A 21,246-nucleotide genomic window follows, 5' to 3' on the forward strand; every position below is an offset into this window, starting at 1 on the left:
CGCCTGACAGGGCCTTGACGCCGGTTGTCGCTGGCTCGAACCGCGCGCGAGTGTCTACGCTTGGTCGACGAAATCACCTCGGAGTCGTCATGCAGCTTCCCCCACTTCGCCACCACGGCCGGTTCGACTACCGCCCGATCACCCAACACAACGCCAAGACCTGGCCGAACGGCGCCAGGCTTGCGGTGTATATCGGCCTCAATCTGGAACACTACGCGTTTGGCGAGGGCCGAGGCGTCGGTATCGCCCCGCCTGCTCCTGACGGTGAGCCGGACGTTTTAAACTACAGCTGGCGTGAATACGGCAATCGGGTCGGGGCCTGGCGCTGCCTCGAGCTGTTCGATCAGCTCAATCTGCCGGCTGGCGTGATCGCCAACACCTCGATTCTCGATCACTGCCCGGCACTTCTGGATGCGTTTCACGCCCGAGGCGATGAAGTGATCGCCCACGGCCACACCAACGCCGAGCGTCAGGGACAAATGACACCCGATGACGAGCAGGCGCTGATTCGTGCCTGTCGCGCGCGGCTTGAAGAGCGCTACGGCGCACCACCCACCGGCTGGCTGTCGCCATGGATCTCGGAAAGCGAGCGCACGCCCGGGTTTTTGAAGGAAGCGGGCTTTGACTACACCCTGAACTGGGCCTTCGACGACCGCCCCTGCCCCATGACCACCGAGGCCGGGCCGCTACTCTCGGTGCCCTACCCGCAGGAAATCAACGACATTCCGACCATTTCGGCTCATCGCGTCAGCATGAACGAGTTCGCGACCATGATTCGTGACCAGTTTCACGAGCTGAAGGCGCAGTCCGCCGAGCAGCCGCTGGTAATGGGCATCGCCCTGCATCCGTTCATTGTCGGGCAGCCGTTTCGCCTGCGTGTATTGCGCGAGGTGCTCCGCGAGCTGGCGGGGCATTCCCTCGAGGACGGCGTGTGGTGGACCACACCGGGCGAAATCGCCCGGGCCTGGTCAAATATGCCCTGATCGCCCCGGAGCCGGGTGAGGCCGCTGCGCTACGGCGCCGGGGCAGCGCTTGTCTCCTGAAGCTTTTGATTGAACGCCCGCACCGCCCTGGCCCGTTCGCTGGTGGCGCGGGCCTCGGCGTTCGGGCCGTAGCTTGCGAGGAAATCAAGCAGCACGCCGTTGGTCCAGCCAAAGCCATCGACCACCTCGTACTCGCCGCCCCCACCGACGCCGGCGGATTCCACGTCGTATTTCTCGACCAGCTTGCCGGTCTCGCGGTAGACGCGCTCGTTGGTGTCGATCCAGCGGGTGGCAATGGTGCGGGCAAGCTCGATGTGGCCATAGCGCTCGAGCCCGCGTACCGCGAGCCACTGAAGCGGCGCCCAGCCGTTCGGCGCGTCCCACTGCTCGCCGGTATTACGCGGCGTGGTCACAAGCCCGCCCGGGCGCAGCAGTTCACTGCGCACGGTGGCCGCGGTGGCGTCAGCCTGGGCAGGCGTTGCAATCCCGAAGGCGAGCGGGAAGACCATCGCGGCCGTGATGCGGTACGTAGGCTCCCCCGCGCGCCAGTTGTAGTCGGTGTAGAAGCCGCGTGAATCCCAGAACACGCGGTTGATCGCCTGTCGGCGGTGCTCGGCGCGCTCGGCAAACGTACGCGCCTGTTCGGCATCGCCCTTCACCGCCCACGCCTGCGCCAGCGTCTTTTCAAGATCGAACATCAGCGCGTTCAGATCCACCGGCGCCAGCGCCCGGGTGTTGATGCTCGTCTGGTGCGTGCCGTCGGCCATCCAGCGGGAGCTGAAGTCCCAGCCGCTTTCGGCGGCGGCGCGCAGGTTGCCGTAGATCTCGTTGGCCGGCCGCGTACTTTTTTCCGCCACCTCCCGGTCGCCGGCGTAGGACTCGGCGCGCGGTCGGTTCTCGCCGCCTGAGTAGCGGTTCAGTACCGTGCCGTCCGCAAGCTTGACCACGTGCGCGCCTGCGCTGCCTGGGGCAAGCTCTTCAGCGCCGCGCATCCACCAGCGGTATTCCGCCATGAGCTCGGGCAGGTAACGGCGATAGACCTGATTGCCGTCTTTTTGCGCCAAAAGCGACACCATCGAGGCAAAAAACGGCGGCTGGCTACGGGTCAGAAAGTAGGTTCGGGTGCCGTTGGGGATAAAGCCGTAACGGTCGATCAGCCAGGCAAAGTTCTCGACCATGTCCCGCACCAGATCGAAGCGCTCGCTTCGCGCCAGCCCAACCATGGTGAAGTAGCTGTCCCAGTAGAACATCTCGTTGAAGCGCCCCCCCGGCACCACGTAGGGGTGCGGAAGCCCCACCAGGCTGCTGTAGGGGTTGGCTGACACCTCGCTTGAGCGGCGGGTCAGCACCGGCCATAGATTCCTGATGTGTTGGGCGACCGGCGTATTGGCCGGCTCCTCGAGGTGGCTTTCATTGGCGGGCGGCTCATCGAAATTGGCCTTGACGAAGGCCACAAGCGCCGGCCTGGACAACGGCCCCGTCGCGGTTTTTGCCTCGAACTCGGAAACGATGACCTCCGGGTCACGCTTTGGAATCAGATCCACCACTGTCTTGCCATCGGGGTAGAGTTCGGCCTCGGCGACGGCCGTCATGACCGGGCCCCACCACTGCTCGGGCGAGTGCGCCGCACGCTTCGGCGTCGGCTCGGCTGAAAACGCCGCGCACCCGGACAGCACGACAGCGCACAAAAGCACCGAAACCCACTGGGCCGGCGCGCGTAAACCACGATGATTGAGCATGAAGCTTCCCCGAAGATGACCGTTGTTATGTGATGCGCTCACTGCGTTGCCACGCACGTATATCAGCGACACCTTACAAGATGGTCTACCTCGGGCAATACCTCCTCTGCGTCTTTCGTCGCGAGGGGCATAAGGCCCTGATGACGGGTGCCCCTCGTCGCATGAATCACCGGTGAGCGCACGCCTACGGAAAACGCCTGTCCGCGCGGGCTGACAGGCGTTTTCAAGCGCGGTACTCGTAGCGCTTAACGCATTGAAAGATCATTTTCGACCTGGTCGAGCACATCCCAGATGCGTGCAAGCCAGTCTGAATGCTCAGGCTTCATCAAGGCCGAACGCACACAGGTGGTGTATTCGGTGTCCACTTCAATTTCCGGATAGCACAGCTTGATCAGCCGAGAGGGGAAGCTGAAAGTTGCAAGGTACAGATGCCGCTCTTCGGCTGCCTTGAAGGTTGCCTCGGAACGCTCGGACATGGCGCTCGTCGTACGGGCCTTGGGCGCCCAGATCACGATATCAAGATCCGGTTCCAGCGGCGTCACGAAACGCGCATCGGCGCTCAGACGTCGGTGAAGCTCAACGGCGGCGTTACGGCAGCTTGCCAGCCCGTTGGCGAACTCGCCGTCCTCGACGAGCGGAAACAGCCTCATGGTCGACCATAGCGCGACTGCCGATGCCCCGGCACGCGAGCATTCCAGACTGATTTCCCCAAGATGCAGCTCGCTTGAACTGAAGTACGTATAGGGTGAGTCATGTTTGTAGAAGCGGCCTACCTCCGGATCCTTGAACAGGACACACCCACAGCCGTACGGCTGAAGACCGTGCTTGTGCGGATCGATGACGATCGAGTCCGCCGCCTTGATCGCGGCGTAGGCATTGACGACGTACTCGGGAAGGCTTTTGACCAGCGCGTAATACCCGCCGTAGGCAGAGTCGATATGAATGCGGAACCCATAACGTGCCTTGAGCTCAAGAATAGCCGGCAAGGGGTCGACCGAGCCGACACCGGTGGTGCCAAGCGTTACCACGACTGTTCCGATGTTGCCTTCCTTGAGCTTTTCTTCCAGTGCCGAGACATCCATGCGCGCCCTGTCATCGACTGCGACCGCCTCAAAGGGAATCTGCAGGACACCGCAGATGCGGCTGTGTGTGTAATGCGCTTGCTGGGACGCAACAATGGTCTTGCCCGGATGGAGCTGGTTGGCCACCCAAAGCGCCTCCAGGTTTGCAAGCGTTCCGCCTCCGGTCAGATGCCCCAGATGGTCTGACCAGCCAAACATCCGAGCGATTTCCTCAACCGCTTCCTTTTCCATCGCCGAGCTGGCCTTTCCGCCATCGAGCGCGTGATTGTTCGGGTTGATCCAGGTCGCCATCATGTAGGCAAGCCGTGCAACCGGATGCGGTGGTTTCAGCATTTGACCGGCATACATGGGATGCGGGTAGGGGTAGTTATCCCACATTCGTTCTGCGGCCTGGATCAGCACCTCCTGAATGGCTGCCGCATCAAACTGAGGCTCGAACTCGGGCAGGTGTTTATAGCCCTCAGCAAGAGTATTCACCGCACGCTCAAGGATCGGCAGGCTACGTGTTTCGATGGTCATAAAAGAAGCTCCGGTTAACCAGTTAAATTAGAACGCTGCGTACACCATCAGCCCGACGAAGGCAGGTGCAACAAACCGCATGGAGAAGGTGAATACAGGAATGATCCGGCTTTGATGGCCGAACATCTGCTGAAGTTGTTCCGGCTTCAGGCAGTACCCGCAGAACAGGGCCGTTGCCAGGGCGACGATGGTCATGAAGACGTTGGCGGTGAGGAAATCCAGGCCGTCAAAGAAGCTCATGCCAAACAACCACTTGGCGTCCCATATATTGAAAGAGAATGCGCTGAGCAGACTCATGGCGCATAGGGATACCGTTGTCAGGAATGCAGCGCTCAGGCGCTTCATCGAAAACTGCTGTTCAAGCCAGGCAACGGTCGGCTCCATCAAGGACACGCCCGAGGTCAGTGCTGCGATGAACATCAGAAAGAAGAACGCGGCACCAAAGATCTGCCCAAACGGCATTTGTTCGAAAATCAAGGGCAGGGAGATGAACATCAGGCCGGGCCCGGAGGTCGGCTCAAGGCCGTGAGCAAAGATAAGCGGGAAGATGGCCAACCCGGCGGTCAGGGCCACCATCGTATCGATCCCAGCCACTGCCAGGGCGGTTTTGCCGATAGAGGCAGAGTCGTTCATATAGGCGCCGTAGGTCACCATCGACCCAGAGGCCAGGCTCAGCGTGAAAAAGGAGTGTCCGACCGCGATCAGTACACTTTCCAAGGTGAGCTTGCTGAAATCGGGAGAAAACAAAAAATCGAACGCTTTCATGAACATGCCGTTTTGCGCCGAATAGATTGCCAGCAGCACAAGCATGACCATCAGCGATGGCATCATCCAGTTGACCGATTTTTCGATCCCGTTTTTGATGCCGGACGCCACGATAAGAAACACGGTCAGCAGGAAGGTCGTGCTTGCAACGATCAACAACACAGGGCTTGCCAACACCCCATCGAACCGGGCGCCGGTGTCGGCCTGCGTCAGTGTTTGACCGCTCTGTGTGAAATCGCCGCTGACGGTGACGACGAAGTAATAAAGGCACCAGCCCGCCACCACGATATAAAACGACAAAATGAGATAGCTGGTAACGATGCCGAGCCCGCCGACCCACTTCCACTGACTAGAAGCCTTTGAGCGCGCGGAGAGCTGCTTGAATGCACTGAACGCATTGGCTCGCGTTGCGCGACCAAGACCGATCTCGGCCATCAACAGTGGCACCCCGAACAACAAGATGCAGGCCAGATACACCAGAACGAAGGCTCCACCTCCGTTTTCACCAACGATGTAGGGAAACTTCCATATATTGCCAAGCCCGACTGCCGAACCGGCAGCAGCCATGACGAACGTGATCCGCCCTTTCCAGATGGGCGGCTCGCGCGTAGCGCGACCTGCTTCGGATTGACTCACTGTTGTGCTCCATTTTTGTTCGTAGTGAGACAACCAAGCCTAATTTTGACGCAATACGTTTAGAAATGAGTAAGGCGCACGACCGCCTTGCATGAAATGCATAAGCAAGGCACCTGACCGTAAAAAAAGCCGTTTGGACCGACCGCGCTAGGCCATGCCCTGGGGGGAATAAATGGATGAGTACATATGCTCGGCGATACGGGAGCGAAGCCAGCGATGCGCGTTGTCGTGGCGGTGAATGCTGTGCCACAGCAGGTAATAATGATGACGAGGCAGGCGGGCGAGTGGGATATCGTGGCAGCGAAGTGGCAGGGATTCGCACGCCTTGAGTGCGATATGGCGAGGGACAACCAGAAGAAAATCCGTCTTCGAAACCACTTCGAACGCCGAGATATAAAAAGGCACCTCGAAAGCGATGCGGCGCTTTTTATGCAACCGGTGCAGCTCGATGTCAAAAAAACTGTCCTTGTCGCCCCCGATGGTGATCTTGACGAACGGATACTGTAGAAAACGATCTATGTCACCAAGCGCATCGTCAGCCATTGGATGCCCCGAGCGGCAAAGAATGACCGAATCATCCTCACCGAGATAATCCCCATACAGGTTATCGGGCACCTGATGGGTCATGGTGGCCGCGAAATCGATGGGCGCACTTCCCAGGTCATGAAGAAATTCCGGCTGCCAGGTCTTGAACTGGAGATCGATGCCCGGCGCCAGCGTTTGCATCTGAGCGATCAGGGTGGGAAAGATGAAGTTGGCCACGTAATCGGTCGAGGCAAACGTGAACCGCCGATGGCAGTGGGTCGGATCAAACGTCTCCAGATGCTTCAGATCCTCTATCTGATCCAGCAACGTCTTCAGCTTCGGCTTGATCTTCTGGGCACGGTCGGTCAGAAGATAGGCATTTCCCTGACGCACCAGCAGCGGGTCATTGAAGTGTGTTCGGAGCTGGGCCAGCTGGCGACTGAGGGTGGACTGCGTCAGCCCAAGCTCGCGTGCGGCCTGGGAAACATTGCGGTACTCAAGCACGTAAGCCAGGGTTCTCAACAGATTCAGATTCAGTCGATCCAACGGCAAGGCTCCCAATCATGTGGCCGTACACAACGCCACCGCCACATGCTTTACGACGACCCGAACGCGTGCGCTGATACGGCTATATTTCGGTGAATTCGCGCGTAATGTGCCACAGCGCACGCTTCAGACCTACACGCCATAAGCATGCCCCTCACCCTCGCCCCATCATCCGATCGAGCTGGCGGTAGCTGATCGCCTCCATCAGCTGCGCCTGCCCAACCCGCTCTTCCCCGGCCAGATCGGCAAGCGTCAGCGCGACCCGAAGCACGCGGTGATACGCCCTCGCCGAAAGATTCAGGCGCGTGAGCACATCGGTCAGCCAGCGCCGCTCGCTCTCACCAAGCGCACAGGCGGCTTCAAGCTGCTGCGGCGGCAACTGCGCATTGAGATGTCCCCGCGCCCGTTGGCGCGCACGCGCAGCCTGCACTCGGGCGCGGACGGTGGCCGAGCTTTCGCCTGCAGTGGCACTGGTGAGTTCCCTTGCCGGCAGCGCCGGCACCTCGACCTGGAGATCGATGCGGTCAAGCAGCGGCCCGGACAGCCGCGCCTGATAGCGCTGAACCTGCTGGGGCGTGCAGTGGCAATCCTGACGCGGGTCGCCCCGATGGCCACACGGGCACGGGTTCATCGCCGCCACGAGTTGAAAGCGTGCCGGGTAGTGGCGCTGGTGGCTTGCCCGGGCGATATGAATCGCGCCGGATTCCAGTGGCTCACGGAGCACTTCCAGCACCTTGCGGTCGAACTCGGGCACTTCATCCAGAAACAGCACGCCGTGGTGGGCGAGCGAAATTTCGCCGGGCTTGGGCTTGGAGCCGCCGCCAACCAGCGCGACGGCGCTGGCAGTATGGTGCGGTGTACGAAAGGGCCGCTGGCCCCAGCGCTCGAGGATGTCGAGCCCGCAAACCGAGCGGATCGCGGCGACCTCGAGGCATTCATCGGGTGCAAGTTCAGGCAGGATGCCGGGCAGGCGGCTTGCGAGCATGGTCTTGCCGGTACCGGGCGGGCCTGCGAATAAAAGATTGTGCGCACCGGCCGCGGCCACTTCGAGTGCCCGGCGCGCCTGATGCTGGCCACGCACCTCGGAGAGATCCGGCTGGGGAACGTGGGCGGTAGGCGCCACGGTGCGCTGATGCGGCGCGATCACGGCCTGCCTGACCAGGTGCGCCACCACCTCCGAAAGACTCGTCGACGGGTAAACGGCCAGCGCCCCGGCAAGCGCCGCCTCATCGGCGTTGATCGCAGGTAAAAGAAGCGCCCGGCCGCAGGTCTTGATCGCAAGCGCCGCCGGCAGGACGCCGGTCACCCCGCGCAGTTTGCCATCGAGCGCCAGCTCGCCCAGGCACTCAAGCTCGGCCACCGCCTCTCCCGGCACCTGGCCGGAGGCGACCAGAATACCCAGCGCGATGGGCAGATCGAACCGGCCGCCCTCCTTCGGCAGATCCGCCGGAGCCAGATTGAGCGTGATGCGCCGGGCGGGAAACTCGAACCCGGAATTGATCAGCGCGCTTCGAACCCGCTCGCGGCTTTCCTTGACCGCCGCTTCGGGTAGCCCAACGATGGCGAGCCCCGGCAGGCCGTTGGAAAGATGCACTTCAACCAGTACCTCGGGGGCCTCGAGCCCAACACTGGCGCGCGTTCGAACGATGGCGAGCGACATGATGCGTCTCCTTCAGAAAGGCTCATATAAGCATTTCCTTTATATCGTCCGAGGCGCGCCGAGCTTCACTCGCCGTGCGCCGAGGCGTAGCTGCCCTCACGGTGACGCAGCAAGCGTACCACCGCCTTGTCGAATAGATGGTTGAAGGCCAGTGCCCAAATCAAGAAGAACCCGATGAACCCAAGGTCGAGCCAAAGCGCCGCCAAAAGCCCCATGTTCATCCACCAGGCCACGATGAAGACCGTGATCATGGCCAGAAAGAATTCGAACCCAAGCGTCTGGGCCAGCCGCTGGGCAAGCGTTCGTTCCCGGGTCGGCACCCAGCGGTCGAACAGCCAATTCCAGACGGTGCTCCAGAGTACCGCGACCGTCGAGAGCATCAGCGCGAGCGCCCCCATCTGAGAAAGATCATGCCCGGTCGCAAGGCTTGCACACGGCGCGACAATGACAATACCACCCAACTCCATCAGCCCCGCCTGAGCAAGACGTTCCTTTTTCGTTCGCATCGAAGACACCAGATTCCCGGGCGACTTGCCCTGTACATGTGCGATGCATTCTACGGCCAGCTACGATAGTAGAAAGTTGGTTTCCATCACTTTTTCAGATAGGTCTCACCATGAATGAACATCTGCCATGGAGCCTTGATCAGCTCATCACGCTGCTTCGGGTGGCGGAAACCGGCTCGTTTTCCGCCGCTGCCCGCTCGCTTGGGCGGGCGCAGTCGGCGGTCAGCACCGCCATTGCGCACCTGGAGGCGGACCTTGCTTGCACCCTGTTTGACCGCAGCACGCGGCTGCCGAGGCTGACCGACGCAGGTCACACCCTGGTGCACGAGGCGCGCCAGGTGCTGGCGCAGTGTCAGCGATTCGAGGCCCGCGCGCGAACGCTGAGCCGGGGTGAAGAGGCGAGTCTTACGATCGCGATCGAGGAGGCGCTGGTCGAAATGCCCCCGGTAATGATGGTGCTGGAGCGGCTGGCCTCGACCTACCCGGCGCTTGCCTTGACCGTATTGAACGGTGCGCAGGATGAAGTGGCGCGCTGGATCGAGGATGGCAGTGCTCATCTGGGCATTCAGTTCGCTCACGCTCAGCCCGCCAGTGCGCTGGAGCGAGCCTCACTCGGCCAGTTGACGCAGGTGGTGGTGGTCGGGCGAGAACACCCGCTGGCGCAAGTGAGTGCCCCGAGCGCGGGCGATCTGGCCGAGCACCGCCAGCTGATGATCGCTCAGCGCCAGACCCACAGCGCAGACACACCCCAGGCCTCGCGCTATTGGCGCCTGAACAGTTTTTACGCGATGGCTGAGCTTGCGGTGCGGGGGCTTGGCTGGGCGCGGGTGCCTCGCCACATTGCCCATTACCCGCCCTTTCGCCCGAACCTTGTCCAGCTTGATGTCACCGACGCCGGCGCACTGCCAGACATCGCGATCGAATTGATTTCACGACGCGACAGCGCCCGCGGGCCGGTCTCTCAGTGGCTTAGAAACGCACTGGCTCAGGCGCTGAAGCACCCGGTCGAGCATTAAACACGGGTGGCCGTGGCCTGCGGCTCGGGGTAGACGCTTGCGCAGCAGAGGTTACTGTCCGCGACCTTGGCGGCCCCCTTGAGCAGAACGCTTGTTTCAAGAAGGCGCTGCTCACTGATCGAAACGCCTCGGCCCGGCACCACAAGCATGGCCGCGGAGGTGGTCAAAAGCGGAAACCAGCAGCTCTGATTGGATCGGTCAGTCCCCATGAAGCCTCCATCGGCCAAGTCGGGGGCGCTGTAGAGCGCACGCACTTCCTCAGAAAACGTCGCCAGCAGCGCAGTGACCTCGATGCATACCTTTTCGACCTCCGGACACGGCAGGAACATGACAAAATCGTCGCCGCCCACATGCCCCAGAAACGCGGAATCATCACTGAAATGGCTCTCAAGCAGTCGTGCGAACAAAAGCAGCACTTCATCGCCACGCCGAAAGCCATAGTGGTCGTTGAACGGCTTGAAGTAGTCGAGGTCGAAATAGACCGTGGCCCAATCGGTGCGCGTGTGCGTTAGATAGTCCCGCAGCGTGCGCTCGATGGTGTGATTGCCCGGCAGCCGGGTCAGCGGGTTTTCATCCCGCGCCTGCTTCATGTCGCGCCATTGAAGCGCGCTAAGAATGGCCTCGGGCGTCCAGAATCCAGCGTAGCGCCCCTGCTCCAGTGCGCAGACCCCTTCATGCTCGCTACGCAGAGCGCCTGGCTGATAATAGCGTTCAATCATTCCGGCCGCCGAGGTGCCAAGCGTCACGCTCGCACAGGGCTTCAGAAGGTGGGCCAGCTGGTCGTTCACCGTGCGCTTTTGAAGCAGTGCGTAGCCGTACGGTGAATAGACATAGCGCCGGAGCATGCGCTCGGTGACCACCCCAAGCGGCACGCCGTGGGCATCCAACACCGGAAAGTGGCTGTGGGCCGCGTTTTGTCGAAAAAGCGTCAGGGCATCGCTCATTGCCATGTCGAGGGTCAGTACCGGCGGCTGGCTTAGCTGTTCGAGTAGAAACTGTTGTTCGGGCAAAACCTGTCGCTCGTGCGAGGCACCGGCAGAGGCTGTTAAATCATGCGCTGAGGCCACCTCGAACGGGCATCGAAGCAGGCAGGGCACGGCCGTCGGGGCCTCGATGAAATACCCCTGCACGTACTGACACCCCACCTCGCGACACGCCTCGAGCGCGGCGGCGTCTTCCACGCCTTCGGCCACGACCTTGATGCCGAGCGAACGCGCAAGGGCGACCACCCCTTTCACGAACAGGACCTGTCGCGGGTCACTTCCGAGCCCACAAATGAACTGTTTGTCGAGCTTGATGACTTCCGGGCCGAGCGTATACAGCCGGTCCAGATTGGAGAGCTCGATGCCGAAGTCATCGAGTGCAAGTCCGATGCCGGCCGCGCGCCAGCGAGCAAGCTCGGCCTCAAGCGCGGTCTCGCCGGCAAGCGAATGGCGCTCGGAAATTTCGAGCACCAGTGACTCCGGAGCCACGCCAGCGTGTTCCAGCTCGGCCAGAAGGGCCTCGAGCGTCAGCGTTGGCGTGGCGAACAGCCGGTTTTCGAGGTTTAAAAACAGGCGTACGTCCGCTGGTGCCTCGAGCGCCTTGAAGGCAACAAGCGTGCGTGCGCGGACCAGGGCATCGACCTCGGCCAGCTTGCCGACACGCTCTGCCCAGGCAAGCACGGCCAGCGGCGAGTCGAAACCCACCTCCCCGACCCCGCGCATCAAGGCCTCGACCGCGCAGCAACGCCCGGTCTCAACATCGATGATCGGCTGAAACACCATCGCAAGCTGCGCCTTCAACTGCTCGAACCGGCGCTCGGGACTTTCCAGACCCATGAGCCCGCTGCTCGAGTAGCCCTGCGTACACACTAAAGGCATCCCCGCCTCCGAGTCGCATCATCGTTGATCGTTGTTTGAGTTTTGACTGACCGGACAAGACCGCGTTTAGAGCGCACGCGCTCCAGTCATATCCAAAAATCGGCCGGCTGGGGATGCAGTTTAATTAAACTTTGCCGACAGGATGAGCTCTATTTAGAAAATGGGCATAAACCGAGAAAATGAGCATAAACCGATAGCACATACGCACCATGGGCAACGCAGGCATCGGGTCATCATGGGGAAGGGCAAGGCCGTGCCGGTCACACGCTCACTTCACGGCCCCGGCCATTTATACGAGCGAGGCGGCCCAACGCTGCTCGATCGTGTATGGAGAGGTAGGGCCGAACTGCGCGGCCCTGGCCCCGGTACGCCAGGCCCAGAGCTGATCACCAAGACTGTAGTGCCACCATTCGCTTGGTAGATTGACAAAGCCTGCCGAGGCCATCGCGTGGAAGAGCACGCGGCGACGAGCGCGATAGAGCATCGCATCTTCAGCATCAAGGTGGGTTTCAAAATGATCGGTATAGGAGGCCGAGCACACCTCATCGAACGCCGAGCCCATATCGAGGATGAGACCGCACTCATCACAGAGCGCCACATCGACCGCACCCCCGGTCAAATGCGGGCTCGGCGCGGCCGGGTCGTCGCTTGGCGGCGCAACGAACGCGCGGGTTTTCTGATAGAGCCGGTCGTTCGAATACTCGGGGAACCGCTCGGCCATCAGGGTGTGCAGACGCTCGAACAGCGCTCGCTGAACCGCCATCGGGCGCCAGCCATCGAGCACCACCAGCCCGACACCTTCGGGCAGCATGTTCGACGCGGCCAGAAGCCCACGGTAGACAGGTTCACGCACGAAGCATTCGGCCACTGCCCCGGGCACGCCGAGTGCGTGATAGATCGGCCAGGTCGCCATTCCGGCGCGCCCAAGCGAGGTCGGATGGAGCCGTCCGCCCTCCTCGACAATGGGCAGGTTTGCAATGGCGGCCCAGTCGGGGTCGGAAAGCGTGGGAATGGGGTGTTCTGCAAGCGAGAGCGGGTCGGATGGCGTCACGTTCAAATCCAGTCAGACGCAGTCAGGGCTTACCCGCTGCGTGATCACGGCAAGGGGCGATGGGCACTCGCCCAGCGCATCGAATTGTCATCATACGCTGCCGGATAGCCGCCAGCGCAAGTCGAGGCGACCTACCGGGCAAGCCAGCCCCGTGCGATAAAGACCGAAAACAGACGGCGATAGACACGCCGCGTCAGACGGTGCAGGCCGGGCATGTAAAGCGCCTCGAGTCGGCGCGCCATCAGCGTACACAGCACCGATACTCCAATCGCGCCCAGCATGTCCATCGGATAGTGCACGCCGAGATAGATTCGGGACCAGGCAATACCGAGGCTTAAAAGCCCCAGCGCCGCGCCGATGCGCCGTAGTCTCAGGTAGGCCAGAAACGTCAGTGCCACCGTGGTCACGATGGTCATGTGATCACTTGGAAACGACGGCGTTGCCGAGTGCGCCAGGTACGTATGCCCCAGATGCGCAACGAACGGCCGGGGATGATCCCAGAAAAGCCCGATCACACCATTGACGCCAAGCGCCACTACACAGGCCACCAGCGCCTGAAGTACCCCCCTTTGACGGTCGGGATCCTTATGAAGCCAGCCCAGCGCCAGCAGCAAGGGCACCAGATAAATGACGTAGATCGCGAACACATCCGCGGTCATGAGCAGGAACTGCGAGGCGTGGGCAGGGGCATTGAGCCTATCGAACAGGCGAAGGTTGAGGGCTTCCATGATCATCCGGGGGCATTGAGACAGCGAAACGGCCTTTAGAACCCCTCTCTAGCGGATTGGTTCCATCACGCCGTTTCGCGGTCGCAGCCTAGGCCCGGGTCGGTGTCAGCACCTGTTGATGAAGTGCGGTCCCGGCGCTGTCCTTGAGGGTCACGGTCAGTGCCTCGCTTTCGCCGTCAAGGTCGACCTGACCGAAGAACTGATAGCCCCGCGAGGGTGGCAGGTTCTTCTGGCCGTCGGGCGGGGCTTTTTGAAACACCACCTTGGGACCGAAGGTGGCGTCGAGCTCACCGGGGCCGAAGGTACCGGCGTGCAGCGGCCCGCTGACAAACTCCCAAAACGGCGTGAACGCCTTGAACGCAGCGCGCTCCGGCGCGTAGTGGTGCGCTGCGGTGTAGTGTACATCGGCGGTGAACCAAACCACGTTTTGAATGGCGTTGTCGCGAATGAAGCGCAAAAGCCGGGCAAGTTCGAGCTCGCGCCCCTTGGGCGCACCGTCATAGCGGTTGGCGACCGCCTCGAAGTGATCGCCGTCGGCCACCACCAGCCCGACCGGCATATCGGCGGCAATGATCTTCCAGGTCGCGCTTGAGTCGAGCAGGGCCTGTTTCAACCAGTCGAACTGGGTCTTGCCAAGAAAATCGGTGGCCGGGGACGAGGACGTCTGTACATTGGCGCTGTTGGGGCCGCGGTAGCTTCGCATGTCGAGCATGAATACCTCGAGCCCGGGGCCGTAGGGAAATCGTCGATAGAGCCGGTCCGGGGCCGAGCTGGAGAGCCGCGTCGGCGTGAACTCGACAAACGCCTGTCTGGCCCGCGCCGAAAGCAGGGACACGTTTTTCTCCCGGTAGCGGTCGTCGTCAAGGAGCTCCCCCGGGTACCAGTTATTCACCGTTTCGTGGTCGTCCCACTGGGCGAGCATCGGGACGTCTGCGTAGAGCGCGCGTACGTTGGCATCGAGCAGGTTATAGGCGTGCTGCCCCCGATACTCCTCGAGCGTTTCCGCCACCTTTTGCTTGGCCGGCGTCACCACGTTCTGCCAGACCGAGCCGTCCTCGAGCGCCACCCGCTCCTCCATCGGGCCATCGGCGTAGACGGTATCGCCGGAATGAAGGAAAAAGTCCGGGCGCGTCTTTCGCATGGTCTCGAAAATCGTCATGCCGCCGCGCGATTCATCGATGCCCCAGCCCTGCCCGGCCACATCGCCTGACCATACAAAGCGCACGTTGCGGGCGGAGGTTGGCGGAAGCGGCAGCGACCCCGTGACCGGCGCGCTCAGCGCCCGGTGATCCCCTGGCGATTGAAAACGCACCCGGTAATAAAGATGATCCCAGCCGGCAAGACCCGTGGCGTCGAGCTTGCCGACAAGCCCGGTCTCCGGCAGCACCGCCACCGGTGGCAGCCGCCGAAACTGGGCGAAATCCGGCGTTTTCGAGATATCGACCTGCATGATCGCGGGGCGGTCCGCCCGGCTCCAGAGCATGGCGCGGTCCGTCAGCACATCGCCACTCATGACGCCGGACACCGCCTCCGGACGGCGCCCCTCGGCAAGCACAATGGCCGGCGCCCCGATAATCCCCGTGCCAAGGCCTGCAAGCCCCAGCCCTCCCTTGAGGCCTGTCGTCAGTAAGTCACGTCGCTTCATGTCGTCTCCCCGTACCAGAAATCGTAAGTGAAGTATCCGAACACAAGATGACGTCTTGGATACGCCCCCATGACGAGGCGATGTCACGACCGACCACGCGGTATTCAGACGTAAAAAAACCCCGCAGATGCGAGGTTTTCAGGGAGACTCCAGGTGGGATCAGACGCCGGTGTTCGGCGAGTCGTCGCTGGTTCCGGTCGGTTCGGCGTTGGCTGCGTCGTCGCTTAACGGCTCGGCGTTGGCCGTGGTGGTCTGACCGCCGTTCAGGGAGGCAAGCTGCGCTTCCATGTCGGCGACCTGCTTTTCAAGCGCCTCGACGCGGGTACGGGTGCGGGTAAGCACATCCATCATGATGTCGAAATCTTCACGCGAGACCAGATCGAAACGGTCGAACGTGCTCTTCATCGCGCTCTGAACGCTTCGCTGAATGTCTTCCGGCGCCTGGGAGACGTCCTGAAGACGCTCGCCGAGCTGTTGGGCGAATCGACTGAATACATCGCGATTGGCGGCCATAGTATCCTTCCTCTGATTACGTGTTCGTTGAGCATAGGATACGCACTGTGGAACCGAAACGCCTAATCCCGTCGCAGCGTCGACGATAGCGCCTGTGTTCAAAACCCTGCGTGTTCTTGACCGCCCTTCGCCACGCCCGTCAACACGCCCTTCGGCACATTTATAGACACGCCCGGCGCTCATGTCGTCGCCTTGCACACAAGCCGCCTTGCACACAAACAGTGCAACGCTGCACAAGGCGCGAAAGAAAGGCCGTTATTTGGTGCAGCCGTTGGTGCGCGCCTGCACCACAAACACACACCCACTGCCCCACACCCACCTAAGCCACTGATAAAAAAGAGATCACCCGCGCATTGGCATGGTGCCTGCGTAGCTTATGCACGTGCCCCATCAAGGAGAATCGGATGAAACTTGTGACCGCCATCATCAAGCCGTTCAAGCTCGACGACGTTCGAGAAGCGCTTGCCGACAACGGGGTGCAAGGCATCACCGTGACCGAGGTCAAGGGCTTTGGCCGGCAGAAGGGGCACACCGAACTCTACCGCGGCGCTGAATACGTGGTGGATTTCCTACCCAAGGTAAAACTAGAAGTCGCCGTCGATGATGCACGCCTCGACAGCATCATCGACGCCATCTGCCAGGCGGCCAACAGCGGCAAGATCGGCGACGGCAAGGTCTTTGTCACCCCCCTCGAAGACGCCATCCGCATCCGTACCGGTGAACGCGGTATAGATGCGGTATGACCCCCGATTGCACGCTTTCCAAGGAACTGTGAAATGAATGACCTGATCGAAGTCAAATACGCCCTCGATACGTTCTACTTTCTAATGACCGGCGCGCTGGTGCTGTGGATGGCCGCCGGGTTCTCGATGCTGGAGGCAGGCCTTGTTCGGGCCAAGAACACCACCGAGATTCTGACCAAGAACATTGCCTTGTTCGCCATTGCCTGCACCATGTACCTGCTGGTGGGCTACCACCTGATGTACTCAAGCGAGTCAGGCGGCTTCCTGCCGAACCTCGGCTTTTTGCTCGGGGCGGAAAACACCCCCGATGACGTGTTCGCAAGCGGGGGTGAGGTCTATTACTCCGCCCGCTCGGACTTCTTCTTCCAGGTGGTGTTCGTCGCGACCGCCATGTCGATCGTCTCGGGCGCCGTTGCCGAACGCATGAAGCTCTGGGCATTCCTGCTGTTCGCGGTGGTGCTGACCGGCTTTATCTATCCGATTCAGGGCTACTGGAAATGGGGCGGCGGCTTCCTCGATGCAGCCGGCTTCCAGGATTTCGCAGGCTCAGGCGTTGTGCACCTGTGTGGCGCGACCGCCGCGCTTGCAGGCGTTCTTCTACTCGGTGCGCGCAAGGGCAAGTACGGCAAGAACGGGCAGATCAACGCCATTCCCGGTGCGAACCTGCCGCTTGCAACCCTTGGCACCTTCATCCTGTGGCTTGGCTGGCTCGGCTTCAACGGCGGCTCGGAGCTCAAGATTTCCGACATCGGTGAGGCCAATGCGGTCGCACAGGTCTTCGTCAACACCAACGCAGCCGCAGCCGGCGGTGTGATCGGCGCGCTGATTCTTGCCCGCCTCTGGTTTCGCAAGGCGGATCTGACCATGGCCCTCAACGGGGCGCTGGCAGGGCTTGTCGCGATCACGGCCGAGCCGCTGACGCCCACGGCACTCGGCGCAACCCTGATTGGCCTGACAGGCGGTTTGATCGTGGTCTTTGCCATCGTCGCCCTTGATAAGCTCAGAATCGATGACCCGGTCGGCGCCATTTCGGTGCACGGCGTGGTCGGCATCTGGGGTCTGCTCGCGGTGCCGCTGACCAATGAGGCCGCCACGTTCGGCGCACAGCTTCTGGGCATTGCCGTCATCTTTGGCTGGACCTTCATCGCAAGCCTTGTTGTCTGGTTCATCATCAAGGCCGTGATGGGGCTTCGCGTCAGCCAGGAAGAGGAATACGAAGGGGTCGATATCACCGAATGCGGCATGGAAGCGTACCCGGAATTCATCGGCAGCAAAAAATAATCAAGGCCCGGGGCGGCGCTCGACGCCGCCCCGCCCTCCTGCGGCCCCCTGGGGCTTTTTTGGCAAAGCGGCAATGCTTTTTGTGAGAGTTGGAAACCCGTTGTATGCTTAATGCCAAACGAGGGATGCCTTTACCGACACTGCAAGGAGAGAAGCAATGAAATTGGTCTCCGCCATCATCAAACCGTTCAAGCTCGACGATGTCCGCGAGTCCTTATCCGAGGTCGGCGTTCAGGGAATCACCGTCACCGAGGTCAAGGGCTTCGGTCGACAGAAAGGGCATACCGAGCTGTATCGCGGGGCCGAGTACGTCGTCGATTTTCTACCCAAGGTGAAACTCGAAGTCGCCGTCGATGACAGCATGGTCGATCAGGTCATCGAAGCCATCACAGACGTTGCCAACACCGGCAAGATCGGCGACGGCAAGATCTTCGTCTCCCCGCTCGAGCAGGTGCTGCGTATCCGTACCGGCGAAACCGGCAAGGACGCGGTTTGACCGCACGGCCTCACGCCATTTTCGAAAGCGCGCCCTCCGGCGCGCTTTTTTATTGGCCCTCGATTGCGTTGCGCCCTTGAGAAATCGCCCGATCGCAACAAGACTTACCCGTGACAGGCAGGCAGCGACTCGGCGTCTGCCGCCGACCGCCTGCTCCGTTCATGGCAGGTCTTGATCCCAAAGGAGGTTTTCATGGCACTTAGATTAGGTGATACCGCACCGGACTTTACCCAGGACAGCACCGACGGCTCGATCCGCTTTCACGAATGGGCCGGTGACAGTTGGGTCGTGCTGTTTTCGCACCCGGCCGACTTCACCCCGGTCTGCACCACCGAACTCGGTGAAGTCGCCCGCCTGAAGCCCGAATTCGACAAGCGCAACACCAAGACGATCGGTCTGTCGGTCGACGCGCTCGACGAGCACAAGCAGTGGATCGGCGACATCGAAGCGACCCAGGGCTGCGCGCTCAATTTCCCGCTTCTGGCCGACAGTGATCGCAGTGTCAGCGAGCTTTACGACATGATTCACCCCAACGCCGACGCCACCAGCACGGTTCGCTCGGTGTTCGTGATCGACCCGGCCAAGAAGGTCCGCCTGACGCTGACTTACCCGGCCAGCACCGGCCGCGATTTCACCGAGCTTCTTCGCGTGATCGACAGTCTTCAGCTCACCGACGGCTACAAGGTCGCAACGCCTGTGAACTGGCGCGATGGCGACGACGTGATCATCGTGCCCTCGCTCGATAACGAACAGGCCAAGGAACTCTTTCCCAACGGCTGGGACGAAAAACGCCCCTACCTGCGCATTACTCCGCAGCCCAACAAGTCCCGCTAACGCATCTGCACACCCGGCCCTGTAAGCGCCCGATACGCCGCCTACAGGGCCGATGCGCTTGGTCCGAGCGCGCCGAGCATGAACGCGCTACACTGCCCGCGTTTTCACACTAGGCGCGTTTTCAGATGCAAGCACTGCTCGAATCGATTCTCGATGAGGTTCGCCCCCTGCTCGGCCAGGGCAAGGTGGCGGACTATATCCCGGCGCTGGCCACCGTCGACCCGCATCAGCTCGGGGTCGCCGTGATCGGCACCGACGGGTCGCTGTCTCAGGCCGGCGACGCCGACGTTCCGTTCTCGATTCAAAGCATTTCCAAGGTGTTTAGCCTGGTGCAGGCGATTACCCACCAGGGCGAAGCCATCTGGGACCGGCTCGGCCATGAACCCTCCGGGCAGGCCTTCAACTCGCTGGTGCAGCTCGAATTCGAGCAGGGGCGACCGCGCAACCCCTTCATCAATGCAGGCGCCCTGGTCATCGCCGACATCAACGAATCCCGCTACGCCGCGCCCGTTCTCTCCATGCGCGACATGGTTCGAAAGCTGACCGACAACCCGCACATCATCGCCGACATGGTGGTCGCCGACTCCGAATATCAGCACCGCTCACGTAACGCGGCCGCCGCGTATCTGATGCAATCGTTCGGCAATTTCCACAACGACGTCGACACGGTGCTCAAGAGTTACTTCCATCACTGCGCGCTCGCCGCAAGCTGTGTGGATCTGGCCCGGGCCTTCTCGTTTCTGGCCAATCAGGGCCGCTGTCTGCACAGCGGCAACGTCATCCTGTCACCGCGACAGACCCAGCAGGTCAACGCCATCATGGCCACCAGCGGGCTCTACGATGAGGCCGGAAACTTCGCCTACCGGGTCGGACTGCCGGGCAAGAGCGGCGTCGGCGGCGGTATTGTCGCGATCGTGCCGGGCCGCTACAGCCTCTGCGTGTGGTCGCCGGCATTGAACCCGAGCGGCAATTCGCTGGTGGGCATGCAGGTGCTTGAAAAGCTGACCGAGCGCCTTGGCTGGTCGGTGTTCGCCCCGGTCGTCTGCCCCTGATCCTTGGCCGCCGTGCTCCCCGTAACCGCCCTGGGATCAGAAAACCGGGTCAGACAATTGCAGGATTAGACAAGTGCAGGGTTAGACAACCGCCGGCGTCAGTAACTGACGGCAGGCGCGAACGACCGACAGCGCCGCAAGCGTCGAGGTCTTTGGATTGGCCTCAAGCGGAAAGCCGCTGAGTTCGATCTCGAACTGCCCGAACCGCCCTTCCGCCTTGATGCGGTGGGTGTTGCGCGTCGTGAGCGGGTCGACCACCAGCTTGACCGTGGTGGCCTCCATGCCAACGCCTGCGAGTGCAACGGTCGCGGCCACATTGGCATTGGCTGGAAACAGGCGAGCGGCCTCACCCGCCGTGCCTTCGAAAAAGACCGTCGGCACCGTGACCTTATCAAGCGCCACCAGCGTTTCGGCGTGACTGCCCTGCCAGCTGCGGGGCGCCTTGCGCGCCTCGTAGGTCACCCGGTCAAGCCCGCCTTCCCGCGCGGCCGCCAGTCCATCCATGCCCGCCACCGCACCGGAGAGCACTTCGAACTGGGTGTCACCGGCCCGAGCGGCCTCACAAAGCGCGTCGTACAGGGCTTGATCGGCCAGCGCACCGACTGAAATCACCGCCAGCCGCCACCCGCGATGAAGCACCGCCTCACCGTGGGCACGAAGCCCCTGCTGGCCGGCGCATTCGAGCACCAGCGACGGCTCGCCCTTAACCTCATCGACCGAGGACACCACCCTGACCCGCTCGCCCAACTGCGCCTGAACCGCGCTCTGACGCTCGGGCGCCTCGATCACCCATTCAAGGCTCAGCGCCTCCGGCAATAGCCGATGCACTTCATGGCCCATCGCCCCGTACCCGATCATCACGATTGTTCGATTCATAGATGCATCACTCACGCGCTAAGGTTTGAAAAAAGGCTGTATTTCCAAAAAACGATAAGACAACGACGCCGCTCATAGTAGCCTTCCTACTTAGAGGCCGACCACCATGGCCCGGCTATCCGTGCGCACATGAACAAGATTCCGGGTTCCGGGTTCCGGGTTCCGGGTTCCGGGTTCCGGGTTCCGGG

19 protein-coding genes are annotated in these 21,246 nt (G+C 61.6%); 7 read left to right on the forward strand and 12 right to left on the reverse strand.

The window, feature by feature from the left end; translation table 11 throughout:
* Nucleotides 1–89: 89 nt before the first annotated feature.
* Entirely contained in the window at nucleotides 90–983 is an 894-nt protein-coding gene (locus NAT49_RS08085) for a polysaccharide deacetylase family protein (protein WP_251593068.1), read from the forward strand.
* Between the two features lie 29 nt (nucleotides 984–1,012).
* Here the strand turns inward: NAT49_RS08085 and treF are convergent, their stop codons facing one another.
* From treF to NAT49_RS08115, 6 genes are all read right to left on the reverse strand, one after another.
* Nucleotides 1,013–2,722: an alpha,alpha-trehalase TreF gene (gene treF, locus NAT49_RS08090; RefSeq protein WP_251593069.1), complete on the reverse strand. Its 1,710-nt coding sequence runs from the start codon at nucleotides 2,720–2,722 to the stop codon at nucleotides 1,013–1,015.
* 245 nt (nucleotides 2,723–2,967) lie between these two features.
* Complete coding sequence (locus NAT49_RS08095; RefSeq protein ID WP_251593073.1) at nucleotides 2,968–4,323, reverse strand: pyridoxal phosphate-dependent decarboxylase family protein; 1,356 nt, start codon at nucleotides 4,321–4,323, stop codon at nucleotides 2,968–2,970.
* 27 nt (nucleotides 4,324–4,350) lie between these two features.
* A complete protein-coding gene (locus tag NAT49_RS08100; RefSeq protein WP_251593075.1) occupies nucleotides 4,351–5,724 on the reverse strand; it encodes a sodium-dependent transporter in 1,374 nt (457 codons plus the stop codon).
* Nucleotides 5,725–5,871: 147 nt separating this feature from the next.
* Nucleotides 5,872–6,795, reverse strand: coding sequence for a LysR family transcriptional regulator (locus tag NAT49_RS08105; RefSeq protein ID WP_251593076.1), 924 nt, complete (start codon nucleotides 6,793–6,795; stop codon nucleotides 5,872–5,874).
* A gap of 154 nt (nucleotides 6,796–6,949) precedes the next feature.
* Nucleotides 6,950–8,455: a YifB family Mg chelatase-like AAA ATPase gene (locus tag NAT49_RS08110; RefSeq protein ID WP_251593077.1), complete on the reverse strand. Its 1,506-nt coding sequence runs from the start codon at nucleotides 8,453–8,455 to the stop codon at nucleotides 6,950–6,952.
* Between the two features lie 65 nt (nucleotides 8,456–8,520).
* Nucleotides 8,521–8,961 (reverse strand): PACE efflux transporter, encoded by a 441-nt coding sequence (locus NAT49_RS08115; RefSeq protein ID WP_251593079.1) that lies wholly within the window; start codon nucleotides 8,959–8,961, stop codon nucleotides 8,521–8,523.
* Between the two features lie 110 nt (nucleotides 8,962–9,071).
* Between NAT49_RS08115 and NAT49_RS08120 the strand changes: the two genes are divergently transcribed.
* The gene (locus NAT49_RS08120; protein WP_251593080.1) at nucleotides 9,072–9,977 is read left to right on the forward strand and encodes a LysR family transcriptional regulator; all 906 of its coding nucleotides are present in this window, start codon (nucleotides 9,072–9,074) and stop codon (nucleotides 9,975–9,977) included.
* Here NAT49_RS08120 and NAT49_RS08125 read toward each other — a convergent pair.
* The 5 genes from NAT49_RS08125 to NAT49_RS08145 form a co-directional block, all read right to left on the reverse strand.
* Nucleotides 9,974–11,797 carry an EAL domain-containing protein gene (locus tag NAT49_RS08125; RefSeq protein ID WP_251593081.1) on the reverse strand — a complete coding sequence of 608 codons (1,824 nt, stop codon included), beginning with the start codon at nucleotides 11,795–11,797 and terminating at the stop codon, nucleotides 9,974–9,976. The two genes, NAT49_RS08120 and NAT49_RS08125, sit on opposite strands and share 4 nt — an antisense overlap.
* Nucleotides 11,798–12,128: 331 nt before the next feature.
* Nucleotides 12,129–12,890 carry a M15 family metallopeptidase gene (locus tag NAT49_RS08130; RefSeq protein WP_251593082.1) on the reverse strand — a complete coding sequence of 254 codons (762 nt, stop codon included), beginning with the start codon at nucleotides 12,888–12,890 and terminating at the stop codon, nucleotides 12,129–12,131.
* Nucleotides 12,891–13,021: 131 nt separating this feature from the next.
* Nucleotides 13,022–13,618: a phosphatase PAP2 family protein gene (locus NAT49_RS08135; RefSeq protein WP_251593084.1), complete on the reverse strand. Its 597-nt coding sequence runs from the start codon at nucleotides 13,616–13,618 to the stop codon at nucleotides 13,022–13,024.
* Between the two features lie 88 nt (nucleotides 13,619–13,706).
* On the reverse strand, nucleotides 13,707–15,263 hold the full coding sequence (locus tag NAT49_RS08140) for an alkaline phosphatase D family protein (protein ID WP_251593085.1): 1,557 nt from the start codon (nucleotides 15,261–15,263) through the stop codon (nucleotides 13,707–13,709).
* A 159-nt stretch (nucleotides 15,264–15,422) separates the two neighbouring features.
* Nucleotides 15,423–15,776 carry an accessory factor UbiK family protein gene (locus NAT49_RS08145; protein ID WP_251593086.1) on the reverse strand — a complete coding sequence of 118 codons (354 nt, stop codon included), beginning with the start codon at nucleotides 15,774–15,776 and terminating at the stop codon, nucleotides 15,423–15,425.
* Between the two features lie 404 nt (nucleotides 15,777–16,180).
* On the opposite strand from NAT49_RS08145, the gene NAT49_RS08150 reads away from it, so the two are divergent.
* The 5 genes from NAT49_RS08150 (at nucleotide 16,181) to glsB (ending at nucleotide 20,182) form a co-directional block, all read left to right on the forward strand.
* Nucleotides 16,181–16,519 (forward strand): P-II family nitrogen regulator, encoded by a 339-nt coding sequence (locus NAT49_RS08150; protein WP_251593088.1) that lies wholly within the window; start codon nucleotides 16,181–16,183, stop codon nucleotides 16,517–16,519.
* Nucleotides 16,520–16,552: 33 nt separating this feature from the next.
* On the forward strand, nucleotides 16,553–17,800 hold the full coding sequence (locus NAT49_RS08155; RefSeq protein WP_251593089.1) for an ammonium transporter: 1,248 nt from the start codon (nucleotides 16,553–16,555) through the stop codon (nucleotides 17,798–17,800).
* A gap of 157 nt (nucleotides 17,801–17,957) precedes the next feature.
* On the forward strand, nucleotides 17,958–18,296 hold the full coding sequence (locus NAT49_RS08160) for a P-II family nitrogen regulator (protein ID WP_251593090.1): 339 nt from the start codon (nucleotides 17,958–17,960) through the stop codon (nucleotides 18,294–18,296).
* 192 nt (nucleotides 18,297–18,488) lie between these two features.
* Nucleotides 18,489–19,130, forward strand: coding sequence for a peroxiredoxin (locus tag NAT49_RS08165; protein WP_251593091.1), 642 nt, complete (start codon nucleotides 18,489–18,491; stop codon nucleotides 19,128–19,130).
* A 125-nt stretch (nucleotides 19,131–19,255) separates the two neighbouring features.
* Nucleotides 19,256–20,182, forward strand: coding sequence for a glutaminase B (gene glsB, locus NAT49_RS08170; protein ID WP_251593092.1), 927 nt, complete (start codon nucleotides 19,256–19,258; stop codon nucleotides 20,180–20,182).
* Nucleotides 20,183–20,263: 81 nt separating this feature from the next.
* On the opposite strand, the gene NAT49_RS08175 is transcribed toward glsB, so the two are convergent.
* Nucleotides 20,264–21,058, reverse strand: coding sequence for an aspartate dehydrogenase (locus NAT49_RS08175; RefSeq protein WP_251593093.1), 795 nt, complete (start codon nucleotides 21,056–21,058; stop codon nucleotides 20,264–20,266).
* Between the last annotated feature and the right edge of the window lie 188 nt (nucleotides 21,059–21,246).

The organism is Larsenimonas suaedae (assembly GCF_023712105.1).
GTDB lineage: Bacteria > Pseudomonadota > Gammaproteobacteria > Pseudomonadales > Halomonadaceae > Larsenimonas > Larsenimonas suaedae.

Coding starts and splice junctions, on each gene's coding strand:
- glsB (WP_251593092.1), top strand. CDS start 19,256: ATGCAAGCACTGCTCGAATCGATTCTCGATGAGGTTCGCCCCCTGCTC.
- NAT49_RS08120 (WP_251593080.1), top strand. CDS start 9,072: ATGAATGAACATCTGCCATGGAGCCTTGATCAGCTCATCACGCTGCTT.
- NAT49_RS08085 (WP_251593068.1), top strand. CDS start 90: ATGCAGCTTCCCCCACTTCGCCACCACGGCCGGTTCGACTACCGCCCG.
- NAT49_RS08140 (WP_251593085.1), bottom strand. CDS start 15,263: ATGAAGCGACGTGACTTACTGACGACAGGCCTCAAGGGAGGGCTGGGG.
- NAT49_RS08135 (WP_251593084.1), bottom strand. CDS start 13,618: ATGGAAGCCCTCAACCTTCGCCTGTTCGATAGGCTCAATGCCCCTGCC.
- NAT49_RS08095 (WP_251593073.1), bottom strand. CDS start 4,323: ATGACCATCGAAACACGTAGCCTGCCGATCCTTGAGCGTGCGGTGAAT.
- NAT49_RS08115 (WP_251593079.1), bottom strand. CDS start 8,961: ATGCGAACGAAAAAGGAACGTCTTGCTCAGGCGGGGCTGATGGAGTTG.
- NAT49_RS08165 (WP_251593091.1), top strand. CDS start 18,489: ATGGCACTTAGATTAGGTGATACCGCACCGGACTTTACCCAGGACAGC.
- NAT49_RS08125 (WP_251593081.1), bottom strand. CDS start 11,797: ATGGGTCTGGAAAGTCCCGAGCGCCGGTTCGAGCAGTTGAAGGCGCAG.
- NAT49_RS08175 (WP_251593093.1), bottom strand. CDS start 21,058: ATGAATCGAACAATCGTGATGATCGGGTACGGGGCGATGGGCCATGAA.
- NAT49_RS08160 (WP_251593090.1), top strand. CDS start 17,958: ATGAAATTGGTCTCCGCCATCATCAAACCGTTCAAGCTCGACGATGTC.
- NAT49_RS08150 (WP_251593088.1), top strand. CDS start 16,181: ATGAAACTTGTGACCGCCATCATCAAGCCGTTCAAGCTCGACGACGTT.
- NAT49_RS08145 (WP_251593086.1), bottom strand. CDS start 15,776: ATGGCCGCCAATCGCGATGTATTCAGTCGATTCGCCCAACAGCTCGGC.
- treF (WP_251593069.1), bottom strand. CDS start 2,722: ATGCTCAATCATCGTGGTTTACGCGCGCCGGCCCAGTGGGTTTCGGTG.
- NAT49_RS08155 (WP_251593089.1), top strand. CDS start 16,553: ATGAATGACCTGATCGAAGTCAAATACGCCCTCGATACGTTCTACTTT.
- NAT49_RS08110 (WP_251593077.1), bottom strand. CDS start 8,455: ATGTCGCTCGCCATCGTTCGAACGCGCGCCAGTGTTGGGCTCGAGGCC.